General features: G+C 31.0%; 19 protein-coding genes and 1 pseudogene. 6 read left to right on the forward strand and 14 right to left on the reverse strand.

Translation table 11 applies throughout. The features are described 5' to 3' along the window. From ACOYLT_RS01220 to yaaA, 4 genes and pseudogenes are all read left to right on the forward strand, one after another. Window positions 1-269 (forward strand): annotated as a pseudogene (locus ACOYLT_RS01220) (DNA topoisomerase IV subunit B); the annotation flags it as partial. An 89-nt stretch (window positions 270-358) separates the two neighbouring features. After that, complete coding sequence (locus ACOYLT_RS01225) at window positions 359-1,294, forward strand: malate dehydrogenase (RefSeq protein WP_422852013.1); 936 nt, start codon at window positions 359-361, stop codon at window positions 1,292-1,294. Window positions 1,295-1,515: 221 nt separating this feature from the next. Continuing rightward, window positions 1,516-4,479, forward strand: coding sequence for a protein translocase subunit SecDF (secDF, locus tag ACOYLT_RS01230; RefSeq protein WP_422852014.1), 2,964 nt, complete (start codon window positions 1,516-1,518; stop codon window positions 4,477-4,479). A 205-nt stretch (window positions 4,480-4,684) separates the two neighbouring features. Continuing rightward, window positions 4,685-5,443, forward strand: coding sequence for a peroxide stress protein YaaA (gene yaaA / locus ACOYLT_RS01235; protein WP_422852015.1), 759 nt, complete (start codon window positions 4,685-4,687; stop codon window positions 5,441-5,443). Here the strand turns inward: yaaA and ACOYLT_RS01240 are convergent, their stop codons facing one another. From ACOYLT_RS01240 to ACOYLT_RS01290, 11 genes are all read right to left on the reverse strand, one after another. Continuing rightward, complete coding sequence (locus ACOYLT_RS01240) at window positions 5,444-5,791, reverse strand: hypothetical protein (protein ID WP_422852016.1); 348 nt, start codon at window positions 5,789-5,791, stop codon at window positions 5,444-5,446. Between the two features lie 193 nt (window positions 5,792-5,984). After that, complete coding sequence (gene trpA, locus ACOYLT_RS01245) at window positions 5,985-6,746, reverse strand: tryptophan synthase subunit alpha (protein WP_422852017.1); 762 nt, start codon at window positions 6,744-6,746, stop codon at window positions 5,985-5,987. A gap of 2 nt (window positions 6,747-6,748) precedes the next feature. Continuing rightward, on the reverse strand, window positions 6,749-7,936 hold the full coding sequence (gene trpB / locus ACOYLT_RS01250) for a tryptophan synthase subunit beta (RefSeq protein ID WP_422852018.1): 1,188 nt from the start codon (window positions 7,934-7,936) through the stop codon (window positions 6,749-6,751). After that, entirely contained in the window at window positions 7,920-8,537 is a 618-nt protein-coding gene (locus tag ACOYLT_RS01255) for a phosphoribosylanthranilate isomerase (protein WP_422852019.1), read from the reverse strand. Before ACOYLT_RS01255 ends, trpB begins: the two co-directional genes overlap by 17 nt. A gap of 26 nt (window positions 8,538-8,563) precedes the next feature. Further along, on the reverse strand, window positions 8,564-9,349 hold the full coding sequence (trpC, locus tag ACOYLT_RS01260; RefSeq protein WP_422852020.1) for an indole-3-glycerol phosphate synthase TrpC: 786 nt from the start codon (window positions 9,347-9,349) through the stop codon (window positions 8,564-8,566). Then, window positions 9,349-10,344 carry an anthranilate phosphoribosyltransferase gene (gene trpD, locus ACOYLT_RS01265; RefSeq protein ID WP_422852021.1) on the reverse strand — a complete coding sequence of 332 codons (996 nt, stop codon included), beginning with the start codon at window positions 10,342-10,344 and terminating at the stop codon, window positions 9,349-9,351. Before trpD ends, trpC begins: the two co-directional genes overlap by 1 nt. Beyond that, the gene (locus ACOYLT_RS01270; RefSeq protein WP_422852022.1) at window positions 10,341-10,910 is read right to left on the reverse strand and encodes an anthranilate synthase component II; all 570 of its coding nucleotides are present in this window, start codon (window positions 10,908-10,910) and stop codon (window positions 10,341-10,343) included. The genes trpD and ACOYLT_RS01270 overlap by 4 nt, the downstream gene beginning before the upstream one ends. A 10-nt stretch (window positions 10,911-10,920) precedes the next feature. Further along, window positions 10,921-12,315: an anthranilate synthase component I family protein gene (locus tag ACOYLT_RS01275; protein WP_422852023.1), complete on the reverse strand. Its 1,395-nt coding sequence runs from the start codon at window positions 12,313-12,315 to the stop codon at window positions 10,921-10,923. Between the two features lie 263 nt (window positions 12,316-12,578). Further along, window positions 12,579-13,148 (reverse strand): YceI family protein, encoded by a 570-nt coding sequence (locus tag ACOYLT_RS01280; protein ID WP_422852024.1) that lies wholly within the window; start codon window positions 13,146-13,148, stop codon window positions 12,579-12,581. Between the two features lie 24 nt (window positions 13,149-13,172). Next, entirely contained in the window at window positions 13,173-13,805 is a 633-nt protein-coding gene (locus ACOYLT_RS01285) for an NAD(P)H-dependent oxidoreductase (RefSeq protein ID WP_422852025.1), read from the reverse strand. 8 nt (window positions 13,806-13,813) lie between these two features. Beyond that, window positions 13,814-14,272 (reverse strand): MarR family winged helix-turn-helix transcriptional regulator, encoded by a 459-nt coding sequence (locus tag ACOYLT_RS01290; protein ID WP_422852026.1) that lies wholly within the window; start codon window positions 14,270-14,272, stop codon window positions 13,814-13,816. Between the two features lie 173 nt (window positions 14,273-14,445). Between ACOYLT_RS01290 and ACOYLT_RS01295 the strand changes: the two genes are divergently transcribed. Beyond that, window positions 14,446-14,766 carry a rhodanese-like domain-containing protein gene (locus tag ACOYLT_RS01295; RefSeq protein WP_422852027.1) on the forward strand — a complete coding sequence of 107 codons (321 nt, stop codon included), beginning with the start codon at window positions 14,446-14,448 and terminating at the stop codon, window positions 14,764-14,766. A gap of 203 nt (window positions 14,767-14,969) precedes the next feature. Further along, entirely contained in the window at window positions 14,970-15,626 is a 657-nt protein-coding gene (locus ACOYLT_RS01300) for a M15 family metallopeptidase (protein WP_422852028.1), read from the forward strand. Here the strand turns inward: ACOYLT_RS01300 and ACOYLT_RS01305 are convergent. The 3 genes from ACOYLT_RS01305 to ACOYLT_RS01315 are packed head-to-tail and all read right to left on the reverse strand — an operon-like array spanning window position 15,623 to window position 18,075. Beyond that, window positions 15,623-16,195 (reverse strand): hypothetical protein, encoded by a 573-nt coding sequence (locus tag ACOYLT_RS01305; RefSeq protein WP_422852029.1) that lies wholly within the window; start codon window positions 16,193-16,195, stop codon window positions 15,623-15,625. The two genes, ACOYLT_RS01300 and ACOYLT_RS01305, sit on opposite strands and share 4 nt — an antisense overlap. Before the next feature lie 41 nt (window positions 16,196-16,236). Next, window positions 16,237-17,424, reverse strand: a complete 1,188-nt coding sequence (locus tag ACOYLT_RS01310) for a THUMP-like domain-containing protein (protein WP_422852030.1) — start codon at window positions 17,422-17,424, stop codon at window positions 16,237-16,239. Between the two features lie 12 nt (window positions 17,425-17,436). Continuing rightward, window positions 17,437-18,075, reverse strand: a complete 639-nt coding sequence (locus tag ACOYLT_RS01315) for a DUF4159 domain-containing protein (RefSeq protein ID WP_422852031.1) — start codon at window positions 18,073-18,075, stop codon at window positions 17,437-17,439. Between the last annotated feature and the right edge of the window lie 5 nt (window positions 18,076-18,080).

The raw sequence follows: 18,080 nt of genomic DNA on the forward strand, positions 1-18,080 counted from the left end.
AATACGCTTGGAATGATGATCAACGAGATATTGCTAACGAAAAGATGGGTGGAAGTGCTGCTATTCAACGTTATAAAGGTCTTGGAGAGATGAATGCAGAACAATTATGGGAAACTACAATGGATCCAGCATATAGAACTTTACGTCAAGTTACGATTGATAGCCTAGCCGAAGCTGATAGAGTTTTCTCTATGTTAATGGGTGATGAAGTGCCGCCAAGAAGAGAATTCATTGAGAAAAACGCAGTGTATGCTAAGATTGATGCTTAAAAATATTTTAAATTTTGAATTATAAATTTTTAATAATTCAAAGTTTAACACCAATTAAAATTCAAAATATATAATTTAAAATAAAAGGAATGAAAGTTACGATTGTAGGAGCAGGAAACGTTGGAGCTTCTTGTGCTGATGCTATCTCTTATAGAGGAATAGCTAGCCAAGTAGTCATATTAGATATCAAAGAAGGTTTTGCCGAAGGTAAAGCCATGGATTTGATGCAATGTGCTACCAATACTGGATTTAATACCCAAATTACGGGAGTTACCAATGATTATTCAAGAACAGCTAATAGCGAAGTAGTAGTAATTACTTCTGGAATTCCTAGAAAACCAGGAATGACCCGTGAGGAATTGATTGGCATTAATGCTGGAATTGTAAAATCGGTGGCAGAAAATTTATTGCAACATTCTCCAAACGCTACCTTTGTTATTGTGTCTAATCCTATGGATACTATGACATATTTAGCATTCAAATCTTTAGGTTTACCAAAAAATAAAATCATTGGTATGGGTGGTGCTTTGGACAGTTCTCGTTTTAGGTATTATTTGTCTAAAGCATTGAACAAACCCGCCAATGATGTTTCGGCGATGGTTATTGGAGGTCATGGTGATACTACCATGATTCCGTTAACACGTTTGGCTTCCTATAATGGTATTCCAGTTTCTGAATTTTTATCGCAAGTACAATTAGATAAAGTAGCTGCTGATACAATGGTTGGTGGTGCCACTTTAACCGGACTTTTAGGAACTTCTGCTTGGTATGCTCCTGGTGCATCTGTAGCTTATTTGGTAGACAGTATTTTAAATAACCAAAAGAAAATGATTGCTTGTTCTGTTTTATTAGAAGGCGAATATGGACAAAACGATATTTGTATTGGAGTTCCATGTATTATTGGTAAAAACGGAATTGAAGAGATTGTTTCCATTCAATTAAATGATGCAGAAAAAGCTTCATTTGCCAAAAGTGCTGATGCCGTTCGAAACATGAATAATGATTTGAAATCTCATTTAGGATAATATATTTAGATAAAAGAAAAAAAGACTGCATAACGTGCAGTTTTTTTTTGATATTAATCGTTAAAATATTGGTTAATCTTATCTATAATTATATATTTGCACGTTTCAAGAAAAGGAATTATTGTAAATTCAACAGTTTATTACATAATGTTTTGAATTTCAATGATTTTATTTTTTTAAATAATTTAACATAAACAGAGAATTAATTAATTTTTAGAATAATGCAGAATAAAGGACTAGTTAAATTTTTCGCAATTTTATTTGCCTTGGTAAGTATCTACCAACTTTCATTCACGTTTGTGGCTAACAAAGTAAAAGATGATGCCAAAAATTTCTCAGGAGGAAATCCAGTTAAAGAAATAAAATATCTTGACTCAATTGGTAAAGAAAATGTATTTCTTAATTTCTTTACTTACAATGAAGTAAAAGACAAACAAATTAATAAAGGCCTTGACCTTGAAGGAGGAATCAACGTAATTCTTCAGATTTCGGTTAAAGATGTCTTGAAACAATTGTCTAACAATTCAAAAAATCCTGTTTTCAATAAATCTTTGGAAGATGCAAAAACAAATCAAAGAGGTAATCAATCTTATTTGGATGCCTTTTATGAAGCGTTTGATAACAATTCAAAGGGAACAGTAAAATTAGCATCTCCTGATATTTTTGCGAATAGAAATCTTCAAGGTGAAATTGATTTCAGTATGACTGATGCTCAAGTGAAAAAAGTCTTGGTTAAGAAAGTTGATGAGTCAGTTGAATCAGCATTCGGAGTTTTAAGAAGTCGTATAGATAAATTCGGTGTTACACAACCTAATATTGCCAAACTTGGACAAACAGGAAGAATTTTAATTGAATTACCTGGTGCAAAAGATGTTGATCGTATAAAAAAATTAGTTTCAAGCAAAGCGGAATTAGAGTTTTGGGAAACCTACAAAGCTGAGGAGTTAATGGGCTTTTTAAGTTCAGCAAACGAAGCTTTAAAAGCTACAGTTAAAAAAGATGAAAAAGTTGCTGCTGCAAAACCAGCAGATTCAATTAGTAAATTATTAACTGATAAGGATAAAGATTCTACGGCAACCAAAAAAGGTAACAATCCTTTATTTGATAAGTTTATTTCTCAAGGTGGTGGACCAGTTTTAGTTATTGCTTCACCTAAAGATACTGCAACTATAAATGGTTATTTCAAAAAATCAGAAATTCGTTCTTTGTTACCAGCAGACAAGCGTTATGCAAAATTTGTTTGGGGAAAACCAAATATAAAAGTTGATGAGAAAACTAAGAAAGAATCAGAAACAGTTGAATTATATGCTTTAAAAGGTAACAGAGATGATGTTGCTCCAATGAGTGGTGGTGTAATTGTTGACGCAAGAGACACTTTTGACCAATCGGGTAAACCTGCAGTTTCAATGCAAATGAATGGTGCTGGAGCAAGAACTTGGGAAGAATTAACAGGAAGAGCATTTACTCAAAAAAGTTATATTGCTATAGCTTTAGATGATGTAGTATATTCTGCGCCTGGTGTTACTTCTGGACCAATAGCGGGTGGTAGATCTGAAATTTCTGGAAATTTTGAAGTTGCAGAAACTAAAGATTTAGCTAATGTTTTAAGAGCTGGAAAATTACCTGCAACTGCTGAAATTATTCAATCAGAAGTAGTTGGGCCATCTTTAGGAGAAATTGCCATTCATGCCGGTTTAATTTCTTCAATCGTTGGATTCTTATTAGTTTGTTTCTGGATGGTTTTCTACTATGGTAGAGCGGGTTGGTATGCTAATGCTGCATTATTATTGAACTTACTTTTCCTATTTGGAGTAATGGCAAGTTTTGGATTTGTGTTAACATTACCTGGAATTGCTGGTATCGTTTTAACATTAGGTACTGCAGTTGATGCTAACATCATTATTTATGAAAGAGCAAAAGAAGAATTACGAGATGGTAAATCACTTGCAGATGCTGTTGTGACTTCCTACGGTTGGAAAGGTGCTATGCGATCTATTATTGATGCTAACGTAACACACGTTTTAACCGGAACAATTTTATTCGTATTCGGAACAGGATTAATTCAAGGATTTGCTTTAACTTTATTAATAGGTATATTTACTTCTTTATTTACTTCTATTTTTATAGCAAGAATTTTTATTGATAAAGATATTGCTAATAATAAGACATTAACTTTCTCAACTAGTCTTACTAAAAATTGGTTTACAGGTTTCCATTTCGATTTCATCGGAATAAAAAAATGGTCCTACTTATTTTCTTCAGCTGTAGTTGTAGTAAGTTGTATTTCTTTCTATTTTAATGGTTTGGATGAAGGTGTAGATTTTGTAGGTGGAAGAACTTTTCAAGTTAAATTTGTAAAAGCTGTTGAACCAACTCAGGTTTCAGATGAATTATCTGCTGAATTTGGAACTACAGTAGAAGCAAAAGTTTTTGGAGATGCTAACCAATTAAAAATTACTACAAAATACAAAATCAAAGAAGATGGAGTAGATGTAGATAAAGAAGTAAACGAGAAGTTGTTCAATGCTTTGAAAAAGTATTATGGTGCTGGTATAACGTATGATAAATTCATCAATACCTATGACGGAAAACAAGTGGGTGTATTGCAAGCTTCAAAAGTAGGCGCAGCTATTTCTGCGGATATAAAAACCAACTCGTTTTGGGCTGTATTAGGTGCTATGCTTGTAGTTGGGTTATACTTAGTGATATCATTCCGTAAATGGCAATATTCACTTGGAGCACTTGCGGCTGTTGTCCATGACGTAATATTTGTATTGGGAATGTATTCATTGTGTTACAAATATGCACCATTCCACATGGAAATGGACCAACATTTTATTGCTGCAATTTTAACAGTTATTGGTTACTCTATGAATGATACCGTTATTGTATTTGACAGAATTAGAGAGTATTTAGCTGGAGACAGAAAAGGACACTTTAAAGATGTGGTAAATGCCTCTATTAATTCTACTTTGTCTAGAACTTTGAATACATCATTGACGATGATTTTAGTATTATTAATCATGTTTGTATTTGGTGGGGAGTCAATTAGAGGATTTATTTTCGCCATGTTGATTGGAATTATAGTGGGAACATACTCTTCATTATTTATTGCAACACCAGTGTTAGTAGATACTATGAATAAAGTTGCTATTGATGATATTGAAAAAAGACATGGAAACTAATTCAAGTAGTAAATAAACTTAAATAAAAGGGTTGTCAATTTTGACAACCCTTTTTAGTTTTTATGTATTTATAATCAATATTTAGAACTTAAATATTTTATATAATTAATCTCAAAAGTTTTAATTTAATTTCATCCAAAGAGTCGATATAATTAATTAATTCATAAGTGTTTTTTGTATTTTTGGAGTTCTAATATTTATCAAAATGAAAATCGTTATATCGCCAGCAAAATCTTTAAATTTTGAAAAAGTAGTACCAACTTTGAGTTTCACCGAACCAAAGTTTTTAAAACAAGCTACCACAATTCAAAATATTTTAAAAAAGAAAAAGCCAAAACAACTTTCTGAGTTAATGGATATATCTGAAAAATTAGCTGAACTTAACTGGCAACGTAATCAAGAATGGCAAACTCCATTTACTAAAGATAATGCCAGACAAGCTATTTATGCTTTCGATGGCGATGTGTATACAGGATTGGATGTTTATAGTTTGCCATCAGACAAATTATCTGTTTTACAGGATAAACTCAGGATTCTTTCAGGATTGTATGGTTTGCTTAAACCATTGGATTTAACGCAAGCTTATAGGTTAGAAATGGGAACTTCTATGGCTATTGGCAAAACTAAAAACTTGTATGAGTTTTGGAAAAAAACAATTACAGAAAATTTAAATGAAGAATTACAAAAAGAAGAGTTGTTTATCAACTTGGCTAGTAATGAATATTTCAGTGCAATAGATGTAAAGTTGTTGAAAGTTCCAGTTATTACTCCTGAATTTAGAGATTATAAAGACGGAAAATTAAAAATGATTAGTTTTTTTGCCAAAAAGGCGAGAGGATTAATGGTGCGATACATTTTAGATACTAATGCAGAAACTCTAGAGGATTTAAAAGGATTTAACTATGAAGGTTATGCTTTTGATGCTAATTTGAGTAGAGGAAATACATTGGTTTTTACAAGATAATTACACGTGCAAATATTCCTGATATTCTCTTATAGTTTCTTTAGTTGCTTTTTTTTGATCTCTCGCCAATTCTCGCATGGCTTCTACGCCTTTCTTGGCACAACGTTTTACTTTGTATAAACGTGTTGAAAAGGTTTGTAGTTTCTCTAGATCTTGAGGTGAAAGTTTAGTTTCTAATTCACTCATAAAGTCATTGAATTCTTTTAAAACAACTTTGTTTTCTTCATAATCAGTTTTTAAATCATCAAGAAGTTCATGAATTTCTTTACTAATGTCATTGCTAATGTCTTCACTTTTCTTGCAAAGTTCAGCAATTATTTTTTTATCGTGAGCATTAAAAAGTCCCATAATAGTTTGGTTTTAGTTGTTGGTCTGACAAGTAAAACCAAATTTAGGAAAATGTTTAGTAATAATTGCAAAATTGTTGATAACTAAGTAATTAGCATAATATAATCATTATAATTATCAAAAAAGCAAAGTATAGTAAAAATCTATAGTTAACATTTAATTAATTGTATATCAATTTATTATATAATATTAATTAAAGTATATTATTAATAAAATTTTCAATGGAATGAATTCCGTTTTTTGAAATGTATTGAATAAAACTACTACCAATAATGGCTCCTTTTTGGCGTTTTATAGCTTGTTGGAAGGTTGTTTTATTACTTATTCCGAACCCAATAATTTGTGGATTTTTCAAATTCATGTTTGCGATTCTCTCAAAATAGTTCATTTGAATTTCATCAAAACTATCCCGACTACCTGTTACGCTAGCAGTACTGACCAGATAAATAAACGCGTTAGAATTAGCATCAATTAATCGAATTCTTTCGTCAGATGTTTGAGGTGTTATTAAGAAAATCATAGCAATACCATGGCTTTCAAATAGTTCTTTGTATTCTAGGATGTAGATTTCCAAGGGTAAATCAGGGATTATTAAACCGTCAATACCTGTTTCAGCACATTTTTTTATGAAATTATCTATACCAAATTGTAAAATCGGATTAAAATACCCCATAATGACTAACGGAATTTCAATTGTTTCCCGAATGTTTGTCAATTGTTCAAATAAAAATTCAGATGTCATTCCGTTATGTAATGCTGTAGTTGAGCTTGCCTGAATAACCGGTCCGTCTGCCAATGGATCACTAAAAGGAAGTCCGATTTCAATCATGTCTACACCATTTTTTTCTAAATTTTCAATTAAACTTTTAGTATCGTTTAAGTTAGGAAAACCTGCTGAAAAATAAATAGATAGTATTTTTTTATTTGTAGATAATTTATTTTGAATTCTGTTCATTTTTATAGCTTAAAATATTTAATATAGGTGTTTAAATCCTTGTCACCTCGACCTGATAAATTGACAACAACTACATCGTCAGGTTGGAATTTTTTATAATGGAAAACGGCAAAAGCATGAGCGGTTTCTATAGCAGGAATAATACCTTCGGTTTTAGTCAAATCAATTCCTGCTTGCATAGCATCTTCATCTGTTATGGCAATAAATTCTGCTCTTTTTGTTTCATATAAATTAGCATGCATCGGTCCAATACCGGGATAATCCAGTCCTGCAGAAATAGAGTAAGGTTCAGTGATTTGTCCATCTGGTGATTGCATTAAAAGTGTTTTGCTTCCGTGAATAACGCCAATTTTACCCAAGACGGAAGTAGCAGCACTTTCGCCGGTATTAATTCCTTTTCCAGCCGCTTCAACAGCAATTAGTTTTACATCTTCGTTATCCAAAAAATGATAAAAAGCACCAGCAGCATTGCTTCCGCCTCCAACACAAGCAATCACATAATCAGGGTTTTCTCGATTTTCTTTTTCTAAAAGCTGGCTTTTTATTTCTTCCGAAATGACACTTTGAAAACGTGCTACCATATCAGGATAAGGATGCGGACCAACTACCGATCCAATAATATAAAATGTATCAACAGGATTGCTAATCCAATCTCTAATGGCTTCATTGGTAGCGTCTTTCAGGGTTTTTGATCCTGATGTCGCTGGACGAACTTCGGCACCGAGCATTTTCATTCGGGCTACGTTTGGTGCTTGACGTTCAATATCTACTTCGCCCATATAAACAAAACATTGCAAGCCCATTAAAGCACAAACAGTTGCCGTTGCAACACCATGTTGCCCTGCTCCAGTTTCGGCAATAATACGTGTTTTGCCTAGTCTTTTAGCTAACAATATTTGTCCGATAGTATTATTGATTTTATGCGCCCCAGTATGGCATAAATCTTCTCGCTTTAGATAAATTTTTGTATTGAATTGCTTAGATAATCTTTTGGCAAAATAAAGTGGTGTTGGTCGCCCAACATATTCTTTTAGCAAGAAGTGAAATTCCTCCTGAAAGCTTGGTTCTGCCGTAATTGATAAATATTGTTGCCGTAATTCCTTTACATTAGGATAGAGCATTTCTGGGATGAATGCACCACCAAAGTTACCGTAAAATCCTTTTTCGTTAACGTTATATTTCGATGTCATAGCTATGGTTTAATTTTTGGATAAATTCATTTATTTTTTTTGGATTTTTCATTCCAGGTTCTGTTTCAAATTTGCTATTAAGGTCAATAGCATAACAGTTTTTTGCATACTTTTTTTGAAGAAATTCTTTTATACCTTCGATGTTTTCATAGCCAATTCCACCGCTTAAAAAATAGGGTTTTTCTAAAGAATAGTTTTCTAAAATATTCCAATCAAAAGTTACTCCGTTGCCACCATACTGTTTTCCTTTTGTGTCAAATAAAAAGTAAGAACACGAGTTTTTATAAAATAATAATGTATTAAAATTGAATTCATTATCTACTGAAAACGCTTTAATTACTTTAACTAATTTAGTTTCGATTTTATGACACAACTCAGGAGTTTCTTCACCGTGCAATTGAACCAAGTCAAGTTGATATTGCCTTACTTTTTCTTTAATTTCTTCATAAGAAGCATTTACAAAAACACCCACTTTTTTTATAGATTTGTTACTATATGGAATTGTATTTTCAAAATATCTTGGCGATTTAGTATAGAAAATAAAGCCCAAATAATCTGGTTGAAGCAAAGCAATTTCTTCCATATTTTCAGGATATTTCATACCGCATATTTTTATTTTTACTCCCATTATTTTTTTAATTCAGTTATAAATTCTAATAAACTTTCACCAGGATTATTGGTTTTCATAAAATTTTCTCCTATCAAAAAACCTTGAAAGTCATGATTTTTTAAAAGTTTTACATCTTTAATTTGGCTTATTCCACTTTCCGATATTTTAACAAAATCGTTTGGAATATGCTTTATTAAATCTATACTTGTTTGTAAACTCAATTCAAAAGTTTTTAAATTTCTATTGTTAACCCCAATAAGATCCAGACTTGGCATAATGCTTTTTTCTAATTCTTCAAGATTATGAACTTCTAATAAAACTTCTAACGTTAAGGATTGTGCAAACTCGGAAAGTTGCTTTATTTCTTCTTTGGATAAAACCGCTGCAATCAGTAAAATAGCATCAGCGCCATTGGCTTTGGCTTCCAAGATTTGATAGTCATCAATAATAAATTCTTTCCGAAGTAATGGTGTTTTGACAGTTGCTCTAGCCAAAATAAAATCATCTAACGAACCACCAAAATAGTGGTTATCCGTTAAAATAGAAATACCACTTGCACCAGCATTTTCATATCCTTTAACCACTTCTTCAACAGAAAAACTATTGTTTATAGTAGCTTTTGATGGAGAACGTCTTTTGTGTTCCGCAATAATTCCGAATGGTGAATTCATTATTGATTTCCTCAAGGAATTAGTTTTGGAATTAAATAAATCTGAATTTTCCAGTTGTTTAACAGAAACTACAGCTTTTTTTAGCGCCACTTCTTTTCTTTTACTAGCAATTATTTGATCTAAAATTGTCATTAGGCTTGGCTGATTTGTTGTAATTTTTTTAATTTTTCAAGAGCTTTTCCTGATTGTAAACTTTCTTTGGCTTTGACGAAAGCATCTAAAACTGTAATTTTCTCAACTGTTACAATGGCTAAAGCGGCATTGGCACAAACCACATTTTGTTGTGCTTCGGTTCCATTTCCAGAGATGATATTCATGAAAATTGATGCTGATTGTTCAATAGTTTCTCCTCCTTTGATATCTTCAAATTGCAATTTTGTAAGTTGAAAATCATTCGAGGTAATTATACTTTCTGAATTTCGGCTAATCATTTTAGTATCTGCTGTTAGTGAAATTTCGTCATAACCATCCAAAGCATGTAAAATGGAATAATTCACATTGGTATTTTGGTACAAATAGGCATACATTCGAGCCAATTCTAAACTAAAAACACCAACCAATTGATTTTTTGGAAACGATGGATTGACCATTGGTCCCAACATGTTGAAGAAGGTTTTAACTCCCAATTCTTTTCGAATAGGCCCCACATTTTTCATAGCTGGGTGAAATAGTGGTGCGTGAAGTATGGCAATATTAGCTTCATTAATGCATTTGTTCAAGAAACTGTTATCATTACTGAATTTCACTCCTAAACTTTCCATCACATTGCTAGAACCCGAAATGGAAGAAACGCCATAATTTCCATGCTTTGCGACTTTAATTCCAGCGCCAGCGGTTACAAAAGATGCTAAAGTGGAAATATTGAAAGTATCTTTTCCGTCACCACCAGTGCCACATAAATCAATCGTGTTGTAATCTGAAAAATCTATTGGAATGCAAAGTTCTAATAAGGCTTCTCTAAAACCCGAAAGTTCTTCAATGGTACTATTTCGCATCATGAAAACCGTTAAAAAAGAAGCTATTTGACTTGGGTTATATTGCCCTGAAGAAATGTTTACCAAGACTTCTTTGGCTTCGGCATTTGTTAGCGTTTCATGATTTATTAATCTGTTTAAAATTGTTTTCATGAGTTTACCCAGTTTTCTAAAATTTGTTTTCCAAATGGAGTTAACACGCTTTCAGGATGAAATTGAACACCTTTAATATCAAGTGTTTTGTGTCGCAATGACATGATTTGTCCGCTTTCGTCTACCGAAGTAATTTCTAATACATCCGGAAAACCTTTATTTGCAACAACCCAAGAATGATAACGTCCTACTTCAAACTCGTTAGGGAGCTTATCAAATAAAGCTTCGTCTGTTACTGATTTTGTTACTTTGCTTGCAACACCATGAAAAACTTTATCTAAATTGATTAACGTACCTCCAAATACTTCTCCAATGGCTTGTTGTCCTAAACAAACGCCTAGTATACTTTTACTTTCAGCATATTTTGATATCACTGCCTTCAATAAACCTGCTTCCTCAGGAATTCCAGGTCCGGGAGAAAGTAGAATTTTATCAAATTTTTCTAATTCTTCTAACTCAAATTCATCATTTCTATAAACAGAAACACCTGCGTTTAAATCTTCTAAATAGTGAACTAAGTTGTATGTAAAACTGTCGTAATTGTCAATAACTGCTATCTTTTTCATAGTTTGTTTTTTAAATGGTTTCTGCTAGTTCTAAAGCTTTATTTAAAGCACCTAATTTATTGTAAACTTCTTGCATTTCGTTTTCTTCATTTGAACTTTCAACAATTCCTGCACCAGCTTGGTAATGTAGTTGGTGATTTTTGGATAAAAAAGTTCTTATAATTATGGCGTGATTAAAATTTCCTTCAAAGTCCATGAATCCAATAGCGCCGCCATAAAAAGTTCGATTTCTATTTTCGATATTTTCAATTAATTGCATCGCTTTATGTTTTGGAGCACCACTCAAGGTTCCAGCAGGAAAAGTATTGGCTACCAATTTCATGGAATTTCCTTTTAGTTTTCCAGTTACTTTGGAAACCAAATGTATGACATGGGAAAAAAATTGAACTTCTTTGTATTTTTCAACTTTAACTTCCGAACAATTTCTGCTTAAGTCATTTCGGGCTAAATCGACTAACATCACATGTTCGCTATTTTCTTTAGTATCTTCGGATAGTTTTTTGGCTAAAATAGCATCTTGTTCATCGTTTCCCGTTCGTTTGAATGTTCCGGCTATCGGATGAATTTCTGCATTATTATTGGATATTACTAATTGGGCTTCTGGCGAAGAGCCAAAAATTTTGAAATTACCATAATCAAAAAAGAACAAATAGGGTGAAGGGTTTATACTTCTTAAAGCTCTATAAACATTAAATTCATCGCCTTTGAAAGCTTGAGAAAATCGTCTGGATAAAACCAATTGGAATACATCACCACGATGACAATGTTTTTTGGCCAATGAAACATTGTTTTTAAATTCGTCATTTGTTAAATTGGAAACAGCGATTCCTTCTTTGGAAAATGAGTAACTCGCAAAAGTTTTGGTTTGTAATAATTGTTCAATTTCTTTAATGTTATTCGTGTTGTTTATGCTGTGGCAAAAAATATAAGCTTCGTTTTTGAAATGATTAATAGCAATAATATTTTGATAAACGGCATAATATAATTCGGGAATGGCTATGTCATTTTCTTTTTTGGCAATGGTAATTTTTTCAAAATACTGCACAGCATCATAACTCATATAGCCAAATAAACCATTATTGATGAACTTAAAATCATTCTTTTCTGGTTTGAATTGAAAGGCAAAATCTTGAATAATTGTTGGAATGTTTGATTCAATTGAAATAATAACTTCTTCCGAAGTACCATCAGGAAAGGTTTTTGTAATAGTATTATTTTCAATTTTAATGGAAGCAATAGGATTGCAACATATATAGGAAAAACTATTGTCAGCTGTGTGGTAGTCACTACTTTCAAGCAAAACACTATTGGGAAATTTATCTCTAATTTTCAAATATACACTAACAGGCGTAATGGTATCTGCTAGTATTTGTTTGAAATGGGTTTTTAAGGTGTATGTTTTCATAAACTTTATTTTTTGTATAAAAAAAAGGCTTGTCGTGATTGACAAGCCTTTTATGATATTTATATTTAAAATATACTTACTATAGCTCAGTTCACGACGTTTGACGTAAATTGTTCCACCACCAAGTATTATTTAAAGTATTGTTCATTTTGTTTTTAACTTTAACAAATATAGTCAAGTCTTTTTTATTTTCAGACAAAAAAATAAAAAAACCTCGAATTTTTTTTCGAGGTTAATTTTTCATAGCAATTGTTCTGTATTTATTAAAACTGAAGGGCTATAGCTAATTCGAATTCGTCATAAATGGCCTTATCCCCAATGCTTTCAAAGAAACTTTTTGAACCATATTTAATGTCGTATTTTGTTCTGTCAACTTTGAAAGTTGTTGAAGCTTTGTTTCCATTTACAGTCATATCAAAGGTTATTGGTTTAGTAATTCCTTTGATGGTTAAATCAGCAGTTACGGTGTATAATTCTTTTGATTTTGTTGCAATAGTTTTAAATTCAATTTTTGCAGTGTCAAATTTTTCAGTTCCAAAAAAATCATCTGCTTTCAAGTGACCTTCTAAATTTTCTTTTCCTTTTCCTGCTTCTAAATCGGTAACGGTGATAGAAGCCATATTAACAGTGAAAATTCCACCAGCAAGTTTGTTTTTTTGGAATACTAAAACACCATCTTTAAAATTAATAGTACCTGAATGTTTTCCGGTTACTTTTTCTCCAACCCAGTTGATATTACTTTTTTCAAGGTTGATTTTTTTGTTTTGTGAAGAAACAGCGTTTGTTCCAAAAGCTACTAATAATGCAATTGCGATTTTTTTTAATTTTTTCATTTTTTAGATTGTTTAAATTTTAGATTATAAATTGATAAATAGTTCTTCATTTGATTTACGGACTTTCGCATAATGCTGTGTAGCATCATCTTCGTGACGGTATCCAATAGTTGCCAGAACAGAAGCATTTAAACCTAGTTTTGTAAGTCCAAGTATTTCATTGACTTTTTCTGGTTCAAAACCTTCAATCGGCGTAACATCTATTCTTAATTCGGCAGCTGCATTTAACAAATTTCCTAGTGCTAAATACGTTTGTTTAGAAGTCCAAGTATTTCTAACGTCTTCTGAAAGTGCGCCAATTTTTGATTTCATAAAATCTCCGTAACCTTTCAGCGCATCAGCTGGTAAACCTCTAGTTTCAGCAGTTAAGGATAAACTAGCATCAATGTCTGCATCACTAAAATTTGTCATATTTGCAAATACAATTAGTTGAGAAGCATCAACAATTTGTGTTTGTCCCCAGGCTACAGGTTGAATTTTTGCTCTTAATTCAGGATTTTCAATTATAAAAACCTTGTATGGTTGTAAACCATATGAAGAAGCTGACAAACGAATCGCCTCTTTTAAAGTTTCTAAGTCTTCTGTTGATACCTTCTTTGTTGTATCAAATTTTTTGGTTGCATAACGCCAGTTGGCATCTTTAATAAAATTACTCATAGCTATTTTTAATTAATGGTTCTATATTTTTCTAATAAATTATTTAATTCTTTTAATTCTACTGGTTTTAAATTATAAGCAAATAGTTGTTCGTGTTGTTTTACTATTGGATCTAATTCATTTAAAACATTTAACCCTTTTTGAGTAATTAAAACTTCTATCTTTCTTCGGTTTTCTGGACAAACTTCTCTAGTGACAAAATCTTTAAGTAATAATTTATCAATTAATCTAGTGGTGTTACTGCTTTTTGCCAACATACGTTCTTGTATTACAAACATATTAACAGGGCAACCTTTCTGACCGCGAAGTATTCGTAAAACATTGTATTGTTCACCTGATAAATCATAAGGCTTAAGTATCTCACTAAAATTATCATTTATCACATTTTGTGTATACATGATATTCAAGATTACTTTCTTTGCTTCATCTAATGCTACTGTCGTTTTTATGATTTCTTCAATTTTCATAATTACCTATACAATATTTGTAGGTACAAATATAGATTAATTTTTATTTCTACATATAAATATAGTGTTATTTTTTTTCTTAAAAAATGGAATTGGCGTTAGTAGCTAAAGTTTTTCAAATACATTTTTTTAATTCTTAAATAAACTATATTTGTTAATCTGAATTATTAATTATGAATTTATCACAACAAGACTGGAAAGCACAATTAGATAGAGATTCAAATGCATTCATACTAGATGTAAGAACAGCCGATGAATGTAGCGATGGTTATATTCCAAATGCAATAAATATTGACATTTACAAAGGGCAAGGATTTATTTATGCTATTGAAGAATTAGATAAATCTAAAAATTACTTTGTCTATTGTAAAGCTGGAAGCAGGAGTGCTCAGGCTTGTCAAATTATGAATGAATTGGGTTTTGAAAACACTTTCAATCTTGAAGGTGGATTTATGCAATGGAAAGGTGATGTTGCTTTTTCTATTGAAGAATAATTTTAATTATGAAAATTCCAACTTCCAATAATTCTAGTGTTGTAATAATCGGTTCTGGATTAGCCGGTATTGCTTTAAAAAAAAATACTTAGAAATAAAAATCTTCAAGTAGTTTTATTGAATAAGCATAATTACCAAACTTTTCAACCTTTTTCTCATAAAGCGGCAACAATTGGAAGAAATCTAGCTATGAAGTATAAGTTATGAAAAAATTAATATTTTTATTATTTACCATCATTTTGATTTCTTGTAAATCAACTCAACTAGATTCCAAAAAATCTCCTATTTTACTAGATATTTCAAAAGAAACCGATGATAATGCTATTGTAAATCTTAAAAATTACAGCAACGATTTTGTGTTTGATATGAAATATGCCACAGACGATAATTTTCTAAAAGAAAAATTGTATCCGTGTGCCGAATGTTTCCTGAGAGTAAAAACAGTAAAGTCATTACTCGAAGCCAATAAAGCTTTTTCACAAAAAGGATATAAAATCAAACTATTTGATTGCTACAGACCAATAGCCATTCAAAAAAAGATGTTTAAAATTGTTCCTGATCCAAATTTTGTGGCTAATCCAAAGAAAGGTTCTATTCACAATCGTGGTGGTGCAGTGGATATATCTTTGGTTGACTCGCTAGGTGTGGAAGTGAATATGGGAACTAAATTTGATTTTTTTGGGGAAGAAGCTAGTCATAATTACCAAAATTTATCTGAAGAAATATTGGCAAATAGAAAGTTTCTAAAAAAAATAATGTTACAAAACAACTTTAAATCATTCGACTCTGAATGGTGGCATTATAATTTGAACGGAAGTAATACTGATAAAGTTGAAAACTTAAAATGGTATTGTAACTAGTTTTCAATACATTTCAAGTAATTGACAAAGTAATTTTCTGGTTCATAGGTCTTTTTATCCATTTCTGAAACAAAAGATGTTTTGAAAGGAAAGTCTAAAGTTTCACCCAAAAATTTTACTCTCATGAAGGTTACTGGCGATATTTTCAAATCTTCATAATTATCTTTAGAAAAAACAAATGAGCCGCTAATAATTCTCGTGTTTTGGTTTCTCTCATTTCGAACTAGTGTACCACAAGTATCATTTCCAGTGTATAAAAGCGTAACTATTTTTCCGTTATTTAATTGAAGATAAATTCTTGAATTTGTATCTAAACAATATGCTTTAACAAATTCAAAACTACTGGCTAATTGTTGAGTTTCAAGACTAATAACTCCATTAGTGTTTGATAAAGCAAAAAAGATATTGTTTGAATTTCCAGCAAAACTTCTTTCAAAAATCATTTGCTGTTTAGTAGCTTTATAAGTGCCTAAACTATCAGTTACATTTGTGTCTATTTCACAAGGTTTTTGGGCAAATGCAAAAGTGTTTAGTAATAAAAATAATACAAAAATAATCTTCTTACTCATAACTTTAAAATTGATTTTTTGGTATTTGTGAACCTTCGGTTTCATAGTTGTTTTAATTTGTCGCAAAGTAAAACTATTTTAGTATTATTTACATCAGTTGTAAAAAAACAATATAGGTTTCCTCCATCAGCTATTTTCCATTTTTTCCTTATGATTTCAACTGAATCAGGAAAGTTTCTTGTTGTGATATTAGCCTTTTCATTTTCAAGAAATGTTTTCATATCTGTTTTTGTATAATTAATAGATTTTTTTATTTCAAAAACTCTACCAGGAAAATCAATTAGGTTTTCGGAAGTGTATAGATGTGAATGCTGATGCAGTTTTTCAATTTTAAAATAAGAAGGAATTACATCAAAACCTCCAGATTTCATAATAGCTGCATTGGGTTCGTAAAGATATTTTTTTGGTAAAAAATAGCTGAGATTTAATTCGGTTTCATTCAATTTAAATGAAAATTCTTCAGTTTTGTTTTTCGAAATATTTACAGTTGTAATTCTAGTTAGTTTTGAAGTATCTTTTTCTAAAATCCAAAGTAGTTCTTTGACTTCATTTTCAATAGCTATGATATGAATAGCTGAAACATTTTTTAATTCTGATAATCCAGCAGTAATATCAAGTATTGGTGCTGTTTTTATCATAATATTGGATGAATATTTAAAATAAGTATCCAAAAGTTCAGGCACATTTGGTAAACAATCTTTCAGCATGAAAACCTTGCCTTTGGCATCATTTCTTCTAGAAGGATCAATATAAATCCAATCAAATTTTTGATTTAAAGTTGCCAATATTTCCAAACTATCACCAGTGAAACACTTTATAGTTGTAGCTTTTAATTGTTCAAAATTATGCTTTACAATTTCTGACAATTCAGGATTGATTTCGCAATGAGTAATCTGATTTACTTTTTTTGAAAAATAATAATTATCTACACCAAATCCGCCAGTTAAATCTATTAGGTTTTTGCCAGAAACTAGTTGTGATTTGTATTCTGCAGTTTTTTCAGAGGAAGTTTGTTCTACTGAAATTTTACTTGGATAGATTATGTTTTTGACAGCAAACCAAGTGGGTAATTTTGTTTTAGCTTTTTGTTTAGCAGCTATTTGATTTAAAATTTTTAACCAATCTTGATTAGAATACTTGTTTTTTTGTAAAGCTAAATTAGTAACATTTACTTCTATATTTTTATTGATAAAATCCTGAATTTCGGCAGACAATAGCAATTTATCCATGCCATATTGTTTTTAATTTTTAAAAATATAATTCAAAATATTAGCTCCCATTTTTAAAGCTTTTTCACGAACTTCTTTAGGGTCGTTGTGCACTTCTTGATCTTCCCAACCATCGCCAAGATCACACTCAAATGTATAAAGTAAAACTAATCGATTATCAATAAATATTCCAAAAGCTTGTGGCCGTTTTCCATCGTGTTCATGAATTTTTGGTAAACCATTGGCAAATACATTAGGTTTTTGAAAAATAGGATGATTACTTGGGATTTCAACTAAATCATTATTAGGAAATATTCTTTTAATTTCTCTTCGAATATATTGATCCATTCCATAATTATCATCAGCATGAATAAATCCACCAGACAAAAGATAATTTCTCAAATTGATGATATCAGCGTCACTAAAAACTACATTCCCGTGACCAGTCATATGCACAAATGGATAACCAAAAATATCGGGACTACCTGGTTCTACTGTGGCATGTTTTAGTTTGATATTAGTATTTATGGATTTATTGGCATACTTAATCAAATTTGGTAAAGAAGTTGGATTAGCATACCAATCGCCTCCACCATTATATTTTAATAAAGCAATTTCTTGGGAAAACCCAAGTGATGAAATCAAAAAAAATAGAAAAAAAAGTTTTCTCATAATAC

The organism is Flavobacterium sp. (assembly GCF_049318185.1).
In the GTDB taxonomy this organism is placed as follows: domain Bacteria; phylum Bacteroidota; class Bacteroidia; order Flavobacteriales; family Flavobacteriaceae; genus Flavobacterium.